Genomic DNA, 20,416 nt, shown 5'->3' on the forward strand with positions numbered 1-20,416 from the left:
CATGGCAAACGATGCGATCATTACGCTTGACCAGATCGACGTTCAATTCAAAGAAAAAACACGCGCGGTGCACGCGGTCGACCATGTCGACCTGACCGTCGAGCGCGGCGACATCTATGGGATCGTCGGTTACTCCGGCGCGGGGAAGTCGACGCTGGTGCGGGTGATCAACCTGCTCCAGCGGCCGACTAGTGGGACGGTCACCGTGCTCGGCGAGGATATGCTCGCCTTGGACGCCCGTCAGTTGCGCGCTAAGCGTCAGCGCATCGGGATGATCTTCCAGCACTTCAACTTGATGAACTCGCGCACGATCGCGGAGAACGTGGCGTTTCCGCTGAAGGGCCACAAGTCTAAGGCGGAGATCCAGGCGAAGGTCGCGGAGCTGCTCGAGCTGGTCGGGCTGGCGGACCGCGCCGGCGCCTATCCGGCCGAACTGTCGGGGGGCCAGAAGCAGCGCGTCGGGATCGCTCGCGCATTAGCGTCGGACCCAGAGATCTTGATCTCGGACGAAGCGACCAGTGCGCTGGACCCGAAGACGACCAGCGCGATCTTGGACCTGCTGAAGTCGCTCAACCAGCGTTTGGGGTTGACGATCGTCTTGATCACCCACGAGATGGAAGCCGTCAAGCAGATCTGCAACAAGGTCGCGGTGATGGATGAAGGGCGTGTCATCGAACGGGGCTCGCTGCTCGACATTTTTGCCAAGCCGGTGCAGCCGCTGACCAAGGACTTCATCGACACGACCATCCAACTGGAGGCGGCGCTCGATTCGGTTCGCCAGCAGCCGGCGGTCCAGCAACTACAGGCGCCAGACGCCTTGGTCCGCCTGACCTACGTCGGCGCATCGACTGATCAGCCGCTGGTGGCGACGCTGTATAAGGATTACAACGTGACCGCCAACATCCTGTTTGGGGACATCCAGATCCTGCAAGACACGCCGTTCGGCAACCTGATCGTCGTGCTCAGCGGCCGTGCGGAAGACCTCGCGCAGACCTTCAAGTACTTGGCGGATCATGACGTCACCGTTCAGCGCCTCGATGTAAAGGAGGAAGCGTAATGTCTCTGTTAGAAAAATTCTTCCCGAACGTCGTTCCGATCTGGAGTGGGGACAACGGGGTCACACAGGCCATCTGGCAGACCCTGTACATGACCCTCGGGACCGTCGTGGTCGCCGGGATCTTGGGGATCTTGCTCGGAATCTTGCTCGTGTTGACCGACGAAGGGGGCCTCTTGGCCAACCGGCCGTTCTACTTCATCCTCGACAAGGTCGTCAATGTGCTGCGGGCGATCCCGTTCATTATCCTGCTAGCGGTGATGAATCCGCTGACCCGTCTGATCGTCGGCACCGGCATCGGCCCGACAGCGGCCCTGGTGCCGCTGATCGTCGGCACTGCCCCGTTTTTTGCCCGGCAGGTCCAAAACGCCTTGCTGACGGTTGACCCCGGTGTGATCGAAGCCGCCGAGGCGATGGGGTTATCCCCGCTGGCGATCGTCATGCGCGTCTACCTGCGTGAGGGACTGTCCGAACTGGTCCGCGTCGGCGTCTTGACGATCATCTCCGTGGTCGGCCTGACCGCGATGGCCGGGGCAGTCGGGGCCGGTGGCCTGGGGAACCTGGCGATCGCCTTGGGCTACCAGCGTTACCAAAACGACGTCGTGTGGGTCGCTTTGATCTTCATCTTGGTGATCGTCTTCATCGTTCAATTCATCGGCGATATCATCGCCCGCAAGCTGCACCACTAGACACCAAAAGGGGCTGTGCCATAACGCGGTTTTAGCCCAGAGTATAAGCGAGACCCCCTGCAAAACCCGAACTTAGGTTTTGCAGGGGGTCTCGCTTATACGGCTTGCGCTGCCCGTTCGAACGGAGTGAGTTACAGGCAGACATGCGTTAGAAAGGGCGTTGCGTTATGGCACGTAACGTTCTGGAATAGTCGTGCCACCAGGGGTTATGTCACAACCCGTTTCCTACGATTAGTCAAGGGTTTTGAACTAGGTTTTAGGTCTTGAACTTAGGTATTGAACTTAGGTCTTGGATTTAGGTATTTAGGCTGAGGGTTTGGTACTAGTGGGGTGGGCCGCAAACGGTCGTCACTTTTTGGGTAAGCTAAATAAACCTCCTCACTTCCCCTTTAAAAACGACCTGGATTGAACTACTATACAGGTGTAGGAGCTTATGACTCCGCGCTAATAGTGGACTTCGAGTCCGTGTATCGGTAACGATACTTAGTGCCTGCCATTACCATGGCATATAGGCATTTCAGTGTCTTGTTCATACAAGCCACGACGGCAACCTTATCCCGTTTCGGGATAGGGTTGTTTTTTAGTTCGTAGTAATAATCGACAATATGATTGGGCGCGGCGGCCTTTTGCCGGATCATGTTTCTGACGATCAGATAAAGCAAGGCACGCGCGTGAGGATTACCCCGCTTATTGATATGGTCTTGTCGTGTGTACTTGCCAGATTGATAACGATTCAGATCGATCCCAACGTATGCGTTGACTTGATTGGCATTATCAAAACGACATATATCTCCAAGCTCGCCGACCAGTTGTGCGGCTGATAATGCCCCAATGCCAGGCATCGATTGATAGATCTGAAATTGTGGTAGTCTCTCTGCGACACTCGTCATTTGTTTTCGTAAGCTGTCTTCTTGCTTGACCAACTCGATCAACTGCCGACAATAATACTGCACTTCTTGGACTTGGACACTGTCCGAATCGGCGGCGGGATAGCTATCCTTGGCCAAGGCGCTCAACTTCTCTGCGTACTTCAAGCCTTTGGCTTGAGACAGTTTCTTATCGGTCTCACTCATCAGCTTGTTCTTTAAGCAAGTACGTGAGATCCCCCGCACAAAGGCTGGGTGTGGAAATAAAAGGATCACGTTTAGTGCCAGCTTCGATACGCGAGAGCTAAACAGTTGCTCGACTTCGGGGAAAGTCTGTTGGAGGGCTGTATATAGCTTTAGCCGCGTTAGTTTGACCTCATCCATCACTTGTTGGTAGAAGCGGTTCAATTGGCGTAACTGCTCATATTCAGGTGTCCACGGAGTGGTCAATCGATACTGGTGATGCGTCACAGATAGCGCGATCCTGTGGGCATCCTTTTGGTCGGTCTTCACGCGCCGTAAACTCTCTGAATGCAAGTGTAGCTCCAGCGGGTTCAAGCGGCCATACCGTAATTGATGGTCTTGGCAGAAGCGTACTAGTGGCTGTGAATAGATCCCTGTGGCTTCGAAGTACACGATCGGGTCATCCGCTTGCTTGAGCATTTGGTCAAGCTGAGTGAAGCCGAGCTTGTTGTGTACACACTCGAACTCCTTTAAACACTGGTCACCGCGGTACCAAACACCGTAGCTGTGACCTTTAGAAACATCCAATGCGAATACATCGGACAAAATATTACTCCCTTTCTAAATTGGTGAAGCTAGCCCGCATCTTCTTCTCGTAACTCATTTCCTAAACACGACCTCGAAGGCCCACGATCTTAAACCAGATTTGCGCGACGAAGATGACGGAGATCCTTTTGTGTTACGGACTCGAAGTCCCTTGGGTTATGTTCGATTTTAGCTTCATCTTCAGTGTAGCGAGCAAAAAGAAAATTCCGGTAAGAAACTGGAGAATTCACCAGTTCTTACCGGAACTAATCTTAGATTGTTTGGCGTCTAGGGGGTCTGTGCGTGACCGCTCAGCGCAATGTCGCGCCGAGGCTGGGCCTGACCACTCACGCGACCAGTAGCGCTACGGCCGGGGCGGTGGTCATGCATCCACAGCGTGTTCGCGTCGCCACCGTCAAGCTGATCAAGGAGACATGAGACACCAAAAAACGCCTCAAAGAGGCGTTATCGTGGCTTAGTGGTGGCGCTGCTTACCAGCGTTGCGGCCGTGAGCGTTGCGCTCTGGCCGGCTAGAGGCTGGGATCACGTTGTCGCCATCGACCGCGGCCGGTGCGGTCGCCTTGAAGGTGTTCTCGTCGACGACGATCACCGGTGGGTTCTCGGCCAGCTCGGCGTCCATCCGCGTCCGGATCGCTGGAGTGATCATGTAGGTCACGATCACTTGCTGGATCAAGATGATGATCCCGCCGGCCAGGAAGTAAAGGCCCAGCCCGGCGTTATACATCATACAGAAGACGAATGTCATGACCGGGCTGAGAAACGCGCTGGTCTGCATCTGCTTGCGCTGTTCCGGTGGGTACATCTGGAGCATGATGTAGCTCTGGGCGACATACAGGAGCGTCGCGATGATGGTGATTACCATGCTGGATTGACCCAGGGCGATCCCGAAGAACTTACTGGAGGAGATCTCCGGGGAGTAGGCGACCGCCTGGTACAGACCGGAGAAGATCGGCAGCTGGATCAGGAGGGTCAAGCAACCCATGGACGGGATCATGCTCGTGCCGTTCTTCTTGTAGACGTCTTGCATCATCGCGTTCAACCGCATCTGGTCTTCCTGCGAGTTGCTCTTTTTCATCTGGGCCTGGATCAGGTCGATCTGCGGCTTCAAGATCTTGATCTTCTCTTGGGACTCGGTCATGTTCTTCTGCTGACGCAGCATCAGCGGCAACAGGATCAACCGCACCGCGAGGGTGATGATGATGATCGCGATGCCGTAGCCGTTGGCGGTACCGAAGAACTGCGCGAGCCACTCCATCAGGTGCTGCAGGGGCTTGCCGATCAGGTTATAAAAACTGCCGAAAAAGCCGGTCGGAGCTTTCATCGTCGTCGTGCTGGCTGTGCGCTGGCAGGCCGCCAGAAGTAGGCTCAGGCTGCCTAAGCCGCCGAGCGCGAGCCATTTTTTGTTTTTCGTCATGGTGTCTATCCCTTCATCTCGTACTGCACACCATTCTACTTGAAGGGCGGACGCCTTTCAACCCGCCTTAGGGCTGAATTCGCTGGGTGTCACTCAGCGCACCATGAAGCGACTGTACGCTGGGATCGGGTCGAGCACCTGCTCGGTGTACTGCGTCACCTTGCCACTGGGTGAGGGACTGGCCTTCACGGCTGCGGTGAATTGCGCCATCGCGTCTGGCGCCCCGACCGCCTCGATGGTGACCGAGCCGTCCGGTTCGTTCTGCGCCATGCCGACGATATGCAACTGTTGGGCCACCATCAGGGTCATCCAGCGAAAGCCGACCCCTTGCACGCGGCCTTGCACGCGGATCCGTTTTGCGATTGTTGTCATCTGATCGCCTCCGATTTCTTCCTTTATTTTAGCATATTCTGCGGGTCGCTATGATAGACTGAGCAGAGAAGAAGAACGTTTCGCCTTAAGGAGGCCATCATGGAATACATCGCATCACCGAAGAACGAACACATCAAAAACGCGAAGAAGCTGGCGACCAAGAAGTACCAGAAGCAGGGGCAAGCCTATCTGCTTGAAGGTTGGCACCTCGTCGAAGAGGCGTTGCGCGCAGGCGTCACCCCGAAGCGCATCTACGCGACGAGCAAGTACCTGAACGAGCGGGCACTCAAGCCGTTTTACGCGCTCACAACGGAGATCTCGCCGGAAGTGGCCAAGCACCTCGCCGAGACGCCGACACCGCAAGGGATCTTTGCGGTCATGCCGCTGGTCGCAGGCACGCTCGACAAGGCACTAGCCGGTCAGTTCCTGTTGCTGGATGGGATCCAGGACCCGGGTAACGTGGGGACGCTGGTCCGGACCGCGGACGCCGCAGGGATCCAGACTGTCGTGTTCGGCAACGGGACCGCCGATGCCTTCAACCCCAAGGTCCTGCGCGCGATGCAGGGCAGCCAGTTCCATGTCAACCTAGTCACGGCACCGCTGCCTGCGCTTGTTGCGCAGTTGCAGGCAGCCGGCCTGCCGGTCTACGGGACCGAGCTGAACGCCAACGCGGTCCCGTACCGCGACGTGGCGCCGCGTGACCAGTTTGCGCTGATCGTGGGCAACGAAGGCAACGGGATGTCGGCGGAACTCTTGCGCGCCACGGACGCCAACCTGTACATCCCGATCAAGGGACGCGCGGAGTCGCTCAACGTCGCGATCGCGGCAGCCGTCGTGTTATTCCACCTGACCGCCTGAGCCGATCAAGGTGGATTAAGAATCGCTTAATCCCCGGTTTTTGAGGCCCGCGACCTGCTATAATTAAGGGGTGTTGAACGAGGCAATTCATCAAAGGGGATATTCAATGAGTGAAAAGCTTGATTGGACCACCGACACCGAGTACCTGGCACTCGTCCAGGACCTGTTAGATCAACCCGCCGTCCAGCGGCTGGCGGACTACACCCAGCACCACTACTCGAATCGGCTGGACCATTGCATCAGCGTGTCGTACCGGAGTTACCTCCTGGGGCAACGCTGGCATCTGAATGTCCGCGCGCTAGCTCGAGCGGGCCTGCTTCACGATCTGTTCTACTATGATTGGCGGACGACGAAGTTCGACCTAGGCACCCACGCTTACGTCCACCCGCGGATCGCCTTGCGAAACGCGGAGAAGCTCACTGACCTGACGCCGATGGAAAAAGACATCATCATCAAGCACATGTGGGGGGCGACCCTCGGTGTGCCGCGGTACCGCGAAAGCCTGGTGGTGTCGCTCGTCGACGACTATGCCGCGGTCGACGAAGTGATCGTCCCGTGGCTGAAGAAGGCCCGTCATCCGTTCAAGACCAGTCTGAACTGACGGAAGCGTATCAGACGCGCCCAACGCAAAGCGTTGGGCGCGTTTTATGGCGGGGACTGGTCTGGAAGCGTCGTGCGTTGATCGTGAGCCGTTGATTGCGGCTCGGCCACTGGTTTGGCGTTGCCCCGGAATATTGCCGGGCTGGGCTTGTTTTTTCTGGAGATTGCGGTATACTGGTGCTATCTAAATGTAAGTGACATTATTATGAGGTGAGAATACATGGCTGAAAGTATCGCGACCGCGACCAGCGATTGTACGAAAATGACGCTTTGCCCGAAGTTCACGAAGACCTTCTCGATCCTGGGCAAGAAGTGGAACGGCATGATCCTGGAGGTGCTGTTGAACCACGGACCGTCTCGGTTCAAAGACATCGCCGGGGCGGTAGCCAAGTGCTCCGACCGCGTGTTGGTCGAGCGCTTGAAGGAGCTGGAAGGGGAAGGTCTGATCGACCGGCTGACGCACCCTGATTCCGCCTTGATCGAATACGCGCTGACCCCGAAAGGCGCCGCGCTGGAACCCGTGATGGCCGCTGCGCACACATGGGGAGACGGCTGGCTGTCTGACGGTGAGTGCGGGCAGTGATCACGCACATCGAGACGACAAGGCGCTGGGCCCCAGTCAAAGCTGGGGCCCAGCGCCTTTTGGTGTCCATGTGGGGCCAACCAGTCAGCGCTAGCGCTGCGATCGGCCTTCAGACTGCTAGTGAGCGGAAGTCGGGTCAGTCCTCCGGCGTGAACAGCACCGAGAACGGGTCTGCGTCGCTAGGCGTGACGAGTATCTCATCGGCGAAGGCCTGGTAGGCTGGCGTCATGTCGAACGTGCGGCCGCCATCATGGGAGCGTGCGATCGCCAGGCGGGTCATATTGGCGTCGCTATGGTCTTGAAGCGGCGCCTGCACCTGCCAGTTGCGCGTGATCTTCGTACCGGCCGGGGCGATCAGCAGGCTGAGGGTGCTGGGCTGGGTCGTGCGCAGTCCCTGCAGGTTGACCACCAGGCTGTGGTCAGCATGCTGCAGGATCTGCGTGACGCGGTAAGTGTCGTTGGCGTCGCCGTCTTGGCGGTTGAAGGTCCCCGCTGCTAGGTCCAGGGCGTAACTGCGTGTGTCACTGCCATAGACGCCGTTGTATTGGGCGAGGCGTGCCCCGTCGGTGATCGTTGTGGTGGCGTTGGCCGCGGCCGTCGATGAGGCGGGGCTGTTGGTCGCTGCGGATGGCTTGTCAGGGTGTGCGGCCACCGGGCGCTTCGCGCGTGAGGACACCTTGACTGGGGTGGGTTCTGGCGTCGTGTTTTGGCCCAAGGCGAAGCCGACGGTCACGGCGATGACGGAGAGGGCCACGGCACCGACGATGAGGCGCAGGTGGTTCGGCGGGGCAGGTTGGTGGTGACGTTCTTGGCGAGTGGGCAAATCATGGCCTCCTTTGGCAATCGATCGTGCTTTCAGTATAGCAGACGGCGACCGGTGCGGCAGTGGACCCGGACGATGGTGGCATTTTCAGCCGCCGTGTGCTAGACTAAGGGCAATAACCGATCACGTAAATACGATGACGGAAGCTCAGGCGGGCGACCCTGCTAGGGAGTGGCATCCATGGACTGGAAGGTGCCTCAGGGTCAAGCGCGTGTTTTCACTTCCCGAGTAGACTTCTGATAAGGAAGCTCCGGTCCTGCCGTTATGCTGTTGAGTTGCACGATTAGTTCGTGAACAAGGGTGGTACCGCGACGCTTCGTCCCTTTTTGGGGCGAGGCGTCTTTTTTTGGGTCCCCGCCCGCATTCGGGGTTACGTGGTCAGACAATGTAAAGGAGAAACAACATGGATCTTAAGACCAAGTTGGAGCAGTTGTTCGAAGAGAACCACAAGCAGATCGGCCGGACGGGTGATCTGGACGAACTGAACCAGATCCGCGTCAACCTGTTGGGCAAAAAGGGCCCGATCACTGAGGTCCTGCGCGGGATGAAGGATCTCAGCGCAGACGAGCGGCCCAAGGTCGGGGCGTTCGCCAACCAGATCAAGTCGGACTTGCAAGACGCCATCGCGGCGCGCAAGGCGGCGCTGGAGCAAGCCGTGATCCAAAAGAAGCTGGCGCAGGAGACGATCGACGTGACCCTGCCGGGGGATCAGGTGATCGCTGGCACGCCGCACATCCTGGCGCAGATCATGGATGATGTCGAGACGTACTTCATCGGCCAGGGTTACCAGGTGATCGACGGGCCAGAAGTCGAAGAAGACCACTACAACTTTGAGATGCTGAACATCCCTAAGGACCACCCGGCGCGGGATATGCAGGACACGTTTTACCTCGATTCACAGCTGCTGATGCGCTCGCAGACCAGTCCAGTCCAGGCGCGCACGATGGAGATCCACGACTTCACCCAGGGGCCGCTGAAGATGATCAGCCCGGGGCGCGTGTACCGGCGCGACACAGATGATGCGACCCACAGTCACCAGTTCCACCAGATCGAAGGTCTTGTGATCGACAAGCACATCACGATGGCCGACCTCAAGGGGACGCTGTTGGCGCTGGCTCAGCACGTGTTCGGGGCAGACCGCCAGATCCGGTTGCGCCCGAGCTTCTTCCCGTTCACGGAGCCGTCTGTCGAAGTCGACGTGTCCTGCTTCCGGTGCAACGGCGCCGGCTGCCCGATCTGCAAGTATTCCGGCTGGATCGAAGTGCTCGGCGCGGGGATGGTGCACCCGAACGTGTTGAACGCCGCAGGGGTCGACGCCGACGCGTACGGGGGGTTCGCCTTTGGCCTCGGCCCGGATCGCTTTGCGATGCTCAAGTACGGGATCGACGACATTCGCAGCTTCTACCAGGGCGACGTGCGCTTCTTGTCCCAGTTCCAACAGGAGGGTTAATTCATGGATGTCTCATACGCTTGGCTCAAGGAATTGGTGGATGTCCCCGCCACGCCAGAAGAACTGATGGACAAGGTCTCCCGCACGGGGATCGAGGTCGACTCGGTGCGCTATCCCGACGACCAGAAGATGAAAAAAGTCGTGGTCGGTAAGGTCGTTGAACTCGCCGACCACCCGGATTCCGACCACCTGCACGTCGCGCAGGTCGACGTCGGGGAAGGTGCGCTGCGCCAGATCGTCTGCGGTGCGCCGAACATCGCCGTTGGGCAGACCGTGATCGTTGCGCTGCCAGGGGCCCGCATCGGCGGCAACGAGAAGATCAAGAAGGGCAAGATGCGCGGGGTCGAGAGTCTCGGCATGATCTGTGCGCTGCAGGAGCTCGGGTTCTCGGACTCGATCGCCCCCAAGTCGTTTGACGCCGGGATCTATGTCTTCGACGAGCCGCTGACGCCGGGGAGCGATGCGCTGGAGGCGCTGGGCATGCATGATGCGATCCTAGACTTTGAGATCACCCCGAACCGTGCGGACGCCTTAGGGATGCGTGGGGTCGCCTGGGAGGTCGGCGCGACTTACAACACGACGCCACACTTTGATGACCAGCCGGTCGTCGAGCAGGGCCGCCCGGTCGCCGACTACCTGACGGCGACCGTCACCGACCCGACCGACGCGCCGGCCTACCAGATGCGCGTGGTCGATCACGTGACGGTCCAAGACAGCCCACTGTGGCTACAGCGGCGGTTGTGGAACGCCGGGATCCGGCCGATCAACAACATCGTTGACGTGACCAACCTGATCATGCTCGGCTACGGCCAGCCGCTGCACGCGTTTGACCATGCGAAGCTGGGCAGCCAGCAGATCGTAGTGCGGCGTGCGACCGCCGGCGAGGCGTTGACGACGCTAGACGGCAATGCGCACGAGCTGGACCCCGAAGACATTGTGATCACCAACGGCCAGCAGCCGATCGCGCTGGCCGGCGTGATGGGGGGGCTCGATTCCGAGATCACCGCCACGACAACGACGGTCGTGATCGAGGCGGCGAAGTTCGCCCCGGTCAACGTCCGCAAGACGGCGCTGCGCTACAACCTGCGCTCGCAGGCCTCCGCCCGGTTCGAAAAAGGGATCGACGTGGGCAGTATCAATGCGGCGCTGGATGAGGCGGCCCGCCTGATGGCCGCCCTCGGCAACGGAGAGGTGGCCACCGGGACGCTGTCGGCCAGTGCGATCGACGCGACGCCGACGGTGGTGGATATCTCCTTGTCCCGCATCAACCATGTGCTCGGCACCGCGCTGGATGAAGAGACGGTCAGCGCGATCTTCAAGCGGCTGGGCTTCGGCGTCACGGCTGCCGACGGGCTGTTCGCAGTCTCTGTGCCGACTCGGCGCTGGGACATCGCGATCGAGGCCGACTTGATCGAGGAGGTCGCCCGGATCTATGGCTATGACAACCTGCCGAGCACACTGCCGACTACCACGATGACGATCGGGGAGTTCACCCCGACGCAGGCCCGCATCCGGCGGACCCGTAAGCTGTTGGAAGGGCTGGGCTTGACCCAGATCATCAGCTACGCGCTGACCAGCCCGACCAAGGCGGCGGCGTTCACCTTGACGCCGGCTGAAGCGACCAGTGTGGCCTTCCCGATGACCGAAGACCACAAGACGCTGCGGCGCAACCTGGTCAGCGGTTTGCTGGACGCCGTGGCGTATAACGTCGCGCGCAAGCAGACGGACCTCGCCTTGTACGAGCAAGGGCGTGTCTTCCTGCGTACCGCCGGCCACACGCGGCCTGCCGAGCACGAGTACGTCGCCGGGGCCTTGAGCGGTCAGCTGATCCAGAAGAACTGGCATCAAGCCGCCCAGTCGGTCGATTTTTACGCTGTGAAGGGCGTCGTCGAGGCGCTTCTGGCGGACTACCGTCTCGAGACGCCGGTCCAATACGTCGCCTTGACCGATGAGCCGGCGATGCACCCGGGCCAAAGCGCGACCCTGATGCTCGGCACGCAGGTGATCGGTCTGATCGGACGGCTGCACCCCGCGTATGAGGCAGCCAACAGCCTGCCGCAGACCTTTGTGTTCGAGCTCGACCTCGACGCCTTGATGGCCGCACCGCGCAGTGAGATGCAGGCGGCACCGGCGCCGAAGTTCCCGAGCGTGACGCGCGACATCGCGGTCCAGGTCCCAGCGCACGTGACGAATGCGCAGATCCAGGCCGTGATTGCGGCGGTCGGGGGCAAGTACTTGCAGGAGAGTCACCTGTTCGACGTCTATGTCGGCGACAAGGTGGCAGCGGACCAGAAGAGTCTGGCCTACACGCTGACCTACCGGCGTGACGATCAGACCCTGACAGAAGACGAGGTCAATGCGGCCTTCGCTAAGGTCGTTGCCGCCCTGACTCAGGAGCTCGCCGCGCAGATCCGCTAAGTTTGACGAAATCTTAACGGCCTGGGCAGACGCGCCGTGCCGTTGTCCGCTTGCGGGTCGGCGCGGTCTGTCCTAACTCCCTGTCGCATTTTGCGGCGGGGTTTTGTATAATGGGGCCAGTAATTTTTTTGAGGAGGGCATGGGAGTGGATAAGTCTCCGAACCAAGACCCACGGCGTGAAGCCGATTTGGTCACCAGCCGCGCATCGCGCAACTTAGTGAAGTGGATCGTGGGGGTGCTGGTGTCGATCGTCGTCATCGTCGGGCTCCTGATCGGCCTGTACGTGCACAGCGCCTTGCAGCCACTGGACCCCGAGTCCAAGACCAAGATCGCCGTCACGATCCCCAGCGGTGCGAGCACCGGGGATATCGGCACGGTGCTTCAAAAGCGCGGTGTGATCAAAAGCGCCTTGATCTTCAAGTTCTACGTCAAGTTTCACAACGTGCCTAGCTTTCAGGCGGGGGACTACGATTTTACCAAGGCCGATTCCTTTGATGACATCCTGACCGCACTGCGCGGGGGGGCGATGGCCGACCGGTCGATCGGGACCGTTCTGGTCAATGAAGGGGTCACCGCCGAAGAGGTTGCAGACAACGTCGCAAAGCTGGCGAAGAAGAACCCGCGCCTGACGCGGGCAGCCTTCATCGCCGCACTCAAGGACGACACGTTCTTCAACCGGTTGGTCAAGAAGTACCCGAAGCTCTTGAAGAGCGCGCAGGCCGCGCAAGGCGTGCGCTACCGCCTGGAAGGCTACCTTTTCCCGGCGACGTACACGGTGGACGCCGAGACCTCCGCAGAGACGCTGATCACGGAGATGGTCGCCAAGACCGATCAGGTGATGACGCCGTACTACGCCGCGATCAAGCAGAAGGGCTACTCCGTCCAAGAAGTGCTGACCTTGGCGAGTCTGGTCGAACGCGAAGCGGTCGACGAGACTAACCGGCAGAAGATCGCCGGCGTCTTCCTCAACCGCCTCGATGTGAAGATGCCACTGCAGTCCGACGTCGCGGTGATGTATGCGCTCAACACGCACAAGACGCTCCTGACCAACAAGGACACCAGCGTCGATTCACCGTACAACCTGTACGTCCACGCCGGTTTTGGGCCCGGACCGTTCGACCAGCCATCCGAGCAGTCGATCCGCGCGGTGCTGGCGCCGAAGGACCGGTCGCTCGACTACCTGTACTTCGTTGGGAATCTGAAGACTGGCGAGATCTTGTACGCGCAGACGCTGCAGCAGCATAATATCAACACACAGCAGTTCGCCGCCGATAACGGCAACTGACCGTGACCCGGGGCGCGACTTCGCGCCCCGTTTTGTGAGACCAAGACCTGGAGGCTAATTAACGCATGACCGTTCAAAAACCAATCGTGATCGGGGTCACCGGCGGCTCCGCCAGCGGGAAGACCAGTGTGTCCCGCGCGATCTTCGACCATTTTTCGGGGCACTCGCTGCTCTTGCTCGAACAGGACTCGTACTACAAGCACAGCGACCTGCCCTTCGAGGAGCGCCGTAAGATCAACTACGACCACCCGCTGGCCTTCGACACGCCACTGCTGCACCAGCAGCTGCGCCAGTTGATCGCGCGGCAGGCCGTCGATAAGCCGGTCTACGACTACGCGGACCACAACCGGTCCCAAGACGTGGTGCACGTCGAGCCCAAGGACGTCATCATCGTCGAGGGGATCTTGATCCTCGCCGATGAGGAGCTGCGCAGCCTGATGGACATCAAGGTCTACGTCGACACCGACGACGACATCCGGATCATCCGCCGCATCCGGCGCGACATGAAGGAGCGCGGTCGGGCGCTGGATGACATCATCGGTCAGTACCTGAAGACGGTCAAGCCGTCGTACCACCAGTTCATCGAACCGACCAAGCGCTACGCCGACATCATCGTGCCGGAAGGGGGCCGCAACACCGTGGCCATCGACCTGCTGGTGACGAAGATCAAGGATATCCTGGCGACGCGCGGGTTGCAGAATTAATCTGTTGACATTCGGCGTCAATGTTTCTAACATAGTTGATTGGCAATACACATAGATCAGCGCTGGGATCCAGCGTAGGAGGCGGGCGCAGGCCCGCCCCTTCGCGCTAGTCTCGGGGCGTAGAGGAGAATAAAGATGGCAGATAAGAGCTACCCAATGACAGAATCCGGCAAGCAGAAGCTGGAAGAAGAGCTGGAGAACCTGAAGACCGTCAAGCGGCCCGAGGTGATCAACCGGATCAAGATCGCCCGCGGCTTCGGGGATCTGTCCGAAAACTCGGAGTACGAAGCGGCTAAAGACGAGCAGTCCACGCTGGAAACGCGCATCGTGACCGTCGAGAACATGCTGCGTTACGCGACGATCATCGATGCCAACGCCGTGGCCGCCGATGAGGTCAGCCTCGGCAAGAAGGTTTCTTTCGTAGAAGTCGGCGACGACGAGGAAGAGACCTACGAGATCGTCGGCGCGGCGGAAGCGGACGCGTTCAACGGCAAGATCTCGAACGAAAGCCCGATCGCCGAAGGCCTGATCGGCCACAAGGTCGGCGACACCGTGGCGGTGCAGACCCCTGGTGGGGATATGACCATCAAGATCACGAAGGTCGAAGGTTAAGGCGACCCATGCCGATTAGTCGATGCGATCAGCGTCGGCTAGCGGCAGACGTCGGCACCAGTGACGCAAGCCGCGGCAGAGCCGCGGCTTTTTGGCGTCAGGCGGAACGGGCAAAATCAGTCGCGAGGCCTAAGCCAACGGCACCCCCATGCCGTATAATGGGGACATCAATCATTCAAGGAGGCCGCGATGAAACGACGCTGGCAACTATTCTGGCTGATCGAGCTCGGCCTACTGCTCTTGTTGGGGTTCCAAACCGTGACGAACCCGTCTTCTTTGATCGGGGTCATCTTCGGGAGCTGCGCGCTGCTGTTGGGGCTGAAGGGCCGCTTCTGGCGGACGTTTTGGCTCACGCTCGGGACCGTCTTGATGGTCGTCTCGGTGTTCATCAACCCGACGGTCTGGGTCATGCTGTTCATCGCGCTGATCGCACTGCTGCGCTTTTTCTCCGGCAGCCAGCACGATCGCGTGATGCCCTGGGCGAAGAAGCAGTACGTGGCGGTGCGCGCGAAGACACCGATGGAGAAGGGCGGCACGCGCAAGCGCCACGCCTGGTTCGGTGACGAGACGATCGGCAGTGGGGTGTTCGAGTGGGATGACCTCAACATGACCTTGGCCGCCGGGGACACGATCGTCGACCTCGGCAACACACTGTTGCCGACCGGGGACAACACGATCGTGATCCGGAAGGGCTTCGGCAAGACCCGGGTGCTCGTCCCAGTCGGTGTTGGCGTGCTGGTCGACCACAGCGCGGTGATCGGTGATCTGACGCTTGACGGGGTGGAGCTCTCGCTGCACAATGAAGCCGTGAAGCACTACAGCCCGGATTACGATTCGGCGAGTCGGCGCATTCACATCATCACGAATGTGATCGTCGGTGATCTGGAGGTGCTGTCGGTATGAAACCTCACCGCATCGTGTGGCAGTTCCTGTTCACCCTGATCCTGATCGGCGCGCTGGAGGCGGGGATCGTCTACCTGGTCACGACCAAGACCACGCAAGGGTTCTTGACGATCCTGATGACGCCGGTGTTCGCCGGGCCGATCCTCGCCTACCTGATCTCGGGGGCCGTGTTGGTCGCACTGATCGTCACGATCAGTACATATAGTCTGATGCGTGTCCAGCACAACCAGCTCTCGCGCCGGTTGACGCAGCTGGTCGCCGGCCAGTACGAGGCGCCGGTGCTTGCGCGTACGACGCAAGCCAATGCGGCGCTTGGCCAAGATGTCGCAGAACAACTTGAAGCCTTGCGGCAAAAAATGATACGCTTACAGCATGAGATCGAGCGCTACTCCAGCACCCCGATCCTGGTCGGGGGGGAATCCAAGGAGGAGATCCTGACCCAGGAGCGTCACCGCTTGGCACGCGAGTTGCACGACTCCGTGTCGCAGCAGCTGTTCGCGGCGATGATGATGCTCTCCGCGCTGCGCAGCGTGGTCAACGCGACGACGCCGGACGCGCCAGAGCTCAAGCAGATCAAGACGATCGAAAGTGTGATCAACGAGGCCCAAGCCGAGATGCGCGCCCTGCTGTTGCATCTGCGCCCGACCACGCTGGAAGGCAAGTCGCTGCGTGAAGGGATCATCGCGCTGTTGCAGGAGTTGCAGACCAAGATCAAGATCCATATCGAGTGGGAGCTGGCGGATGTTCACCTGCCGGCGGCGGTCGAAGATAACCTCTTTCGGATCGTGCAGGAGCTGCTCAGTAACACGCTGCGCCACGCCAAGGCGCAGTCGCTCGAAGTGTACTTGCGCCGCGTCGACACCAACGTGATCCTGCGCGTGGTGGACGACGGCGTGGGGTTTGACCCCAAGACCGAAAATACGACCGGGAGTTACGGCCTGTCGAACATCACCGAGCGCGCCGCCAGTGTGGGCGGCACCGCTAAGGTGATCTCGTTCCCGAAAAAGGGGACCAGCGTCGAAATTCGGGTCCCGCTATCAAAGGAAGTCGCGAATGATTAATGTATTGATTGTAGACGATCACGAAATGGTGCGCCTCGGCATCTCCACTTACCTCGGGGTGCAACCAGACCTGACCGTGATCGGTGAAGCCGAAGACGGGGCCCAGGGGCTGGCGATGGCGCTCGACCTGCGCCCCGATGTGATCTTGATGGACCTGGTGATGCCCAACATGGACGGCATTACCGCGACCCAGAAGATCCTTGCCGCTTGGCCAGAGGCGCGCATCATCATTTTGACCAGCTTCATCGACGATGAGAAGGTCTACCCGGCCATTGAGGCGGGGGCCGCGAGCTATATTCTCAAGACCGCGACGGCCGAGGAGATCGCCAGTGCGATCCGCCAGACCGCGCAAGGCGAGTCGGTGCTCGAGCCGCAGGTGACGACCAAGATGATGAATCGCTTGACCCAAAAGCAAAAGCCCGAGCTGTACGATGACCTGACCAACCGCGAGCGGGAGGTCCTGATGCTGATCGCTAAGGGCAAGAGCAACCAGGAGATCGCCACCGAGCTCTTCATCACGCTCAAGACGGTCAAGACGCACGTCTCGAACATCCTGGCGAAGCTGGAAGTCGAAGATCGTACCCAAGCGGCGATCTACGCCTTCACCCATGGGCTCGTCAAGAAGGACGCTGATTAACGAAGGAGGCCCCGCCATGTTAACGATCACCGATGCGGCCAGCCAGTGGTTCCGCCAAGAATTGGCGCTCCCGGCGACAGGGAGTGGCATCCGGTTTTTTGGCAAAGTTTACGGCAAAACTGAAGTGCACGACGGCTTCTCCGTCGGCATGACGCGAGACGATAGCCTCGACGATGCCGTTGCCACAACCCTCAAAGACGGCGTGACCTACTACATTGCTGAGCCGGACGCCTGGTTCTTCGACCACCTCGCGATGCAAGTGGACGTGGCCCACGACGAGCCGGCGTACCACTTCAGCGAGCGGTAGGCCCAACCCGATAGACGCAAACGCTGGGACCGCAATGGGCCCCAGTGTTTTTGTGTTACATAAATGCAAGGATCAGACCAAAAGCCGCGGACGGCGCTTGCGCCGGGCACGTGGCGCCCGTACGATGAGAGGGAACGTCACGCGAACGAGGAGGGTGGCCGCGTGCGGCCAAGACAACAGAGATGAGCAAACGAACGATTCAAGCCGCTTTGATCCTGGGTACGGTGGCGATGCTGGGGGCCTGTGGCGCGCCGGCGACCAGCCGACCGACGACCAAGCAGACGCCGCAGCCGAAGACGGCGACGCGTCAGTCGACTCAAGGCAAGCCCCGTCAGCCTCAGGCCAAAAAGCCTCGCGCCGGCATGCAACTTGCCGCGATCCAACGGGGGGACTTCAGCAGCCTCGAGGGGCAGTGGACGCCGATCGGCTTCTCCGCTAACTACCGCGACGGGACGACCCCGGGCCTTGAGGCCGGCGGCGGGGGGCACCTGACCGTCACGGCGGATCAGCTGAGCACCGGCGAGATCACGCTCAAGGGCACCACCCTGACCGACAGCGCCGGGACGCACGCACTCACCTACACGCGCAAAGGGGCGGCGCTTTTGGGCACCCTAGCCGACGCGGCGCATGTGGCGATCAACTGGGCGGTCAATTTTTACCCCAAGGGCGCGACTGCGGACTTCAAGGCGCTGACTGGGGATGCGACCAATCAGGAGAACCTGATCGAGGTCTGGACCAGCAACAACTCGGTGCGGCAGATCTTCGCCCAGGACCTCACGGCTGCCCGGCGCCGCGCGATCCAGGGGCTCGACCTACAGCAGCTGGCGGCCGGGAACTACACGAGCCTGGCCGGCACGTGGGTCAATCCGGCCGATGGGGGGCGGTTCGTGGTGACGACTGAGACGCAGAAGCGTCCCGCCGGTTTCGACAACACGGGCAGCGACATCGGCGTTGTGATCAGTAACCACGACCAGGACGACCACCACCAGTTCGTGATGTTCGACTCGACGGACACGACGGTCGGGCGCACACTGATGGCGACCCTGGGCTACTGGGATGCAAGCCAGCCGTTTCAGCAGTTCGACCCGCTGCTGCTCGTGCCCAAGGGGGTACAAGCGACCACGGCGGATGACTCCGATGTGACGCGCGACCGGATGATCCTCGGTGGCGGTCAAGGCGGGTTTGCCCCGCAGGCCTACTACCGGCAGTGAGCGTGCCGGCCCCAACCGCTGTGGCGGGCGCGCGAGAAGTTGATCGTGGGTCCTGCAAGCGGCGAATGCCCAATAATTAGCTGAAAAGGCCATCAAAGTGGCGATCGACATCCGGTTTGATGGCCTTTTTAGTGTCAAAGTGGTGAGTATCTGGCCTGGCGTGCGCGGGTTGCTTGACTTAGCGGCTGAGCGGGGCGACTCACAGCGGCTGAAGCGTGAGGACGTGATCGTAGGTCGCGAGTGCTGCCGGATCGATATGGTGTTCCACCTGGATCAGCGTACCGCTGAAGCGTTGGAAGACCGCCTGGAGCTGCGCGGCGGTGTGGGGATCTAATCCGCTCAAGCCTTCGTCGACCAGCAGGATGGGGCGGTGCGTGAGTAGGGCGCGGGCCACTTCGAGCCGCTTGAGTTCGCCGCCGGATAGCGGGCGGGCCGTGGCGCCAAGCACCAGGGCGAGTTGATCCACCAAGTGTGGCAGGCCGACCTGCACCAGGGCTGCCTGCAAGTCCGCGTCGGTCACCGGGCGACCCAGCGCGAGGTTGAAGCGTAACGTATCGTGGAACAAAAAGGGCGTCTGGGCCACCAGCGCGATCTGCTCGGCCCAGCGCGTGGCGTGAGCGCGTGTGCCGCTGAGTGGCGGCAAGGTGTCTGCGAGCGTCTGCAGCAAAGTCGACTTGCCACTCCCTGATGGACCTTGGATCAGCCAGTGCGCCCCTTGGGTGATCGTTAAGTCTAGCGGTGGGGTCAGTGGGTGATCGTAGCCGACTGTCACGTGGGTCCAGGTGAGTTGCGTCGGTGGGCCGACCGGGGCCAGTGGGTAGGGCTGCGGGGCAACAGGCGCGGTGAGGACCTGATCGAGGAGTGGACGCGCCGCGGTCAACCGGTTGTAATACTGAGCGATACTGACGAGGGGCGCGGTGACGCGATCTGCGGCCGAGTTCAGGGTGAGCAGCGCACCGATCGTTAACTGGCCGTGAAAGACGAGCCAGGCCCCGATCGCCAGCGGCACGAGAAAGGCGACGTCATACAGGAGCTGGACGAGGGTGCTGGCACCGCTCTGACGCAGATTCATCGCAAAATAGCGGTGCTCGCTGCGGGCCAGACTATGGTGCAGGCGGTCGAGCAGCGTGCTATCGAGCTGGTAGGTGCGCGCCAGGGGTCTGGCGTTCAAGGTCTCCTCCAACTGGTCCGTGTAGCGCTGGTTGGCGGTCTGCCAGGCGATGGTGCCGCGCTGAAGCCAGGCACCGGTGAACTTAGGGACTAGGCTGGGCAGTAGCCCGAAGCTGACGAAGAGCAGGCCGAGCCGCCAGTTAGTGGCTAGGATGAAGGCGAACGTGAGCAGGGCTTGTAGGCTACAAAAAACGATCATGCCCAGCGAGTCGACAAACGCCGATTCGATCTGCTTGATGTCGTTGAAGATCACCGCGGTGAACTGGCTGCTCGACTGCGTTGCGTTGCTCGGGGCCAAAGCGTGTTGGGCCACCAGCATTCGCAAGTCGAGGTTCAAGGCGCGGCGGTTTTGGCCCACGCAATAATTGTAGGCGTAGTTGAACGAGACGAGGAAGACGAGGGCGATGGCCCACCCGCCTAACAGGGTGAGCCCCTGCTTGAGCTGATGGGCAGCCATCGCGTCGGTGAAATGGCCGATCACGTAAGGCTGCACAATCCCATCGAAGCTCAGGCCCAGGGCACTTAATAGTAAGGCAACCACGAGCCTGCGGTGCGGCGAGTAGAGCCGGCGTATCAGTTGAAACATATCGATCCCACCTTTCATCACCCA

General features: G+C 60.3%; 21 protein-coding genes. 16 read left to right on the top strand and 5 right to left on the bottom strand.

What is annotated here, in order from left to right; genetic code table 11:
• The first annotated feature begins 1 nt into the window (after window position 1).
• A complete protein-coding gene (locus tag HII33_RS07610) occupies window positions 2–1,057 on the top strand; it encodes a methionine ABC transporter ATP-binding protein (RefSeq protein WP_179395209.1) in 1,056 nt (351 codons plus the stop codon).
• Window positions 1,057–1,743 (top strand): methionine ABC transporter permease, encoded by a 687-nt coding sequence (locus HII33_RS07615; RefSeq protein WP_179395210.1) that lies wholly within the window; start codon window positions 1,057–1,059, stop codon window positions 1,741–1,743. Before HII33_RS07610 ends, HII33_RS07615 begins: the two co-directional genes overlap by 1 nt.
• A 431-nt stretch (window positions 1,744–2,174) precedes the next feature.
• Here HII33_RS07615 and HII33_RS07620 read toward each other — a convergent pair whose 3' ends face one another.
• The gene (locus HII33_RS07620; protein ID WP_179395086.1) at window positions 2,175–3,398 is read right to left on the bottom strand and encodes an IS110 family RNA-guided transposase; all 1,224 of its coding nucleotides are present in this window, start codon (window positions 3,396–3,398) and stop codon (window positions 2,175–2,177) included.
• Between the two features lie 282 nt (window positions 3,399–3,680).
• On the opposite strand from HII33_RS07620, the gene HII33_RS13905 reads away from it, so the two are divergent.
• A complete protein-coding gene (locus HII33_RS13905; RefSeq protein ID WP_281362249.1) occupies window positions 3,681–3,815 on the top strand; it encodes a hypothetical protein in 135 nt (44 codons plus the stop codon).
• Between the two features lie 37 nt (window positions 3,816–3,852).
• Here the strand turns inward: HII33_RS13905 and yidC are convergent, their stop codons facing one another.
• Both yidC and HII33_RS07630 read right to left on the bottom strand, forming a co-directional pair.
• The gene (yidC, locus tag HII33_RS07625) at window positions 3,853–4,812 is read right to left on the bottom strand and encodes a membrane protein insertase YidC (RefSeq protein ID WP_179395211.1); all 960 of its coding nucleotides are present in this window, start codon (window positions 4,810–4,812) and stop codon (window positions 3,853–3,855) included.
• Window positions 4,813–4,905: 93 nt separating this feature from the next.
• Window positions 4,906–5,184, bottom strand: a complete 279-nt coding sequence (locus HII33_RS07630; RefSeq protein WP_179395212.1) for an acylphosphatase — start codon at window positions 5,182–5,184, stop codon at window positions 4,906–4,908.
• 99 nt (window positions 5,185–5,283) lie between these two features.
• Here HII33_RS07630 and HII33_RS07635 point away from each other — a divergent pair, with 99 nt between their 5' ends.
• From HII33_RS07635 to HII33_RS07645, 3 genes are all read left to right on the top strand, one after another.
• Window positions 5,284–6,042, top strand: coding sequence for a TrmH family RNA methyltransferase (locus tag HII33_RS07635; protein ID WP_179395213.1), 759 nt, complete (start codon window positions 5,284–5,286; stop codon window positions 6,040–6,042).
• Between the two features lie 106 nt (window positions 6,043–6,148).
• Window positions 6,149–6,643 (top strand): HD domain-containing protein, encoded by a 495-nt coding sequence (locus HII33_RS07640; RefSeq protein ID WP_179395214.1) that lies wholly within the window; start codon window positions 6,149–6,151, stop codon window positions 6,641–6,643.
• 219 nt (window positions 6,644–6,862) lie between these two features.
• The gene (locus HII33_RS07645; protein WP_179395215.1) at window positions 6,863–7,225 is read left to right on the top strand and encodes a winged helix-turn-helix transcriptional regulator; all 363 of its coding nucleotides are present in this window, start codon (window positions 6,863–6,865) and stop codon (window positions 7,223–7,225) included.
• A gap of 136 nt (window positions 7,226–7,361) precedes the next feature.
• On the opposite strand, the gene HII33_RS07650 is transcribed toward HII33_RS07645, so the two are convergent.
• Window positions 7,362–8,048, bottom strand: coding sequence for a hypothetical protein (locus HII33_RS07650; RefSeq protein ID WP_179395216.1), 687 nt, complete (start codon window positions 8,046–8,048; stop codon window positions 7,362–7,364).
• 403 nt (window positions 8,049–8,451) lie between these two features.
• Here HII33_RS07650 and pheS point away from each other — a divergent pair, with 403 nt between their 5' ends.
• From pheS to HII33_RS07700, 10 genes are all read left to right on the top strand, one after another.
• Complete coding sequence (gene pheS, locus HII33_RS07655) at window positions 8,452–9,498, top strand: phenylalanine--tRNA ligase subunit alpha (RefSeq protein WP_179395217.1); 1,047 nt, start codon at window positions 8,452–8,454, stop codon at window positions 9,496–9,498.
• A gap of 3 nt (window positions 9,499–9,501) precedes the next feature.
• Entirely contained in the window at window positions 9,502–11,916 is a 2,415-nt protein-coding gene (gene pheT / locus HII33_RS07660; RefSeq protein ID WP_179395218.1) for a phenylalanine--tRNA ligase subunit beta, read from the top strand.
• A gap of 139 nt (window positions 11,917–12,055) precedes the next feature.
• Window positions 12,056–13,201, top strand: coding sequence for an endolytic transglycosylase MltG (mltG, locus tag HII33_RS07665; protein ID WP_179395219.1), 1,146 nt, complete (start codon window positions 12,056–12,058; stop codon window positions 13,199–13,201).
• Window positions 13,202–13,266: 65 nt separating this feature from the next.
• The gene (gene udk / locus HII33_RS07670) at window positions 13,267–13,905 is read left to right on the top strand and encodes a uridine kinase (protein WP_179395220.1); all 639 of its coding nucleotides are present in this window, start codon (window positions 13,267–13,269) and stop codon (window positions 13,903–13,905) included.
• Window positions 13,906–14,040: 135 nt separating this feature from the next.
• Window positions 14,041–14,517: a transcription elongation factor GreA gene (greA, locus tag HII33_RS07675; protein WP_179395221.1), complete on the top strand. Its 477-nt coding sequence runs from the start codon at window positions 14,041–14,043 to the stop codon at window positions 14,515–14,517.
• A 189-nt stretch (window positions 14,518–14,706) separates the two neighbouring features.
• On the top strand, window positions 14,707–15,420 hold the full coding sequence (gene liaF, locus HII33_RS07680) for a cell wall-active antibiotics response protein LiaF (RefSeq protein WP_179395222.1): 714 nt from the start codon (window positions 14,707–14,709) through the stop codon (window positions 15,418–15,420).
• Window positions 15,417–16,481, top strand: a complete 1,065-nt coding sequence (locus HII33_RS07685) for a sensor histidine kinase (protein ID WP_179395223.1) — start codon at window positions 15,417–15,419, stop codon at window positions 16,479–16,481. The genes liaF and HII33_RS07685 overlap by 4 nt, the downstream gene beginning before the upstream one ends.
• Window positions 16,474–17,118 (top strand): response regulator, encoded by a 645-nt coding sequence (locus HII33_RS07690; RefSeq protein WP_179395224.1) that lies wholly within the window; start codon window positions 16,474–16,476, stop codon window positions 17,116–17,118. The genes HII33_RS07685 and HII33_RS07690 overlap by 8 nt, the downstream gene beginning before the upstream one ends.
• Window positions 17,119–17,134: 16 nt before the next feature.
• Window positions 17,135–17,425: a HesB/YadR/YfhF family protein gene (locus HII33_RS07695; RefSeq protein WP_179395225.1), complete on the top strand. Its 291-nt coding sequence runs from the start codon at window positions 17,135–17,137 to the stop codon at window positions 17,423–17,425.
• A 182-nt stretch (window positions 17,426–17,607) separates the two neighbouring features.
• Window positions 17,608–18,636 carry a DUF6287 domain-containing protein gene (locus HII33_RS07700; protein WP_179395226.1) on the top strand — a complete coding sequence of 343 codons (1,029 nt, stop codon included), beginning with the start codon at window positions 17,608–17,610 and terminating at the stop codon, window positions 18,634–18,636.
• Window positions 18,637–18,835: 199 nt separating this feature from the next.
• Here the strand turns inward: HII33_RS07700 and HII33_RS07705 are convergent, their stop codons facing one another.
• Complete coding sequence (locus HII33_RS07705; protein WP_179395227.1) at window positions 18,836–20,392, bottom strand: ABC transporter transmembrane domain-containing protein; 1,557 nt, start codon at window positions 20,390–20,392, stop codon at window positions 18,836–18,838.
• Window positions 20,393–20,416: the final 24 nt, after the last annotated feature.

This window comes from Lacticaseibacillus absianus (assembly GCF_013407595.1).
GTDB classification, from domain to species: Bacteria; Bacillota; Bacilli; order Lactobacillales; family Lactobacillaceae; genus Lacticaseibacillus; species Lacticaseibacillus absianus.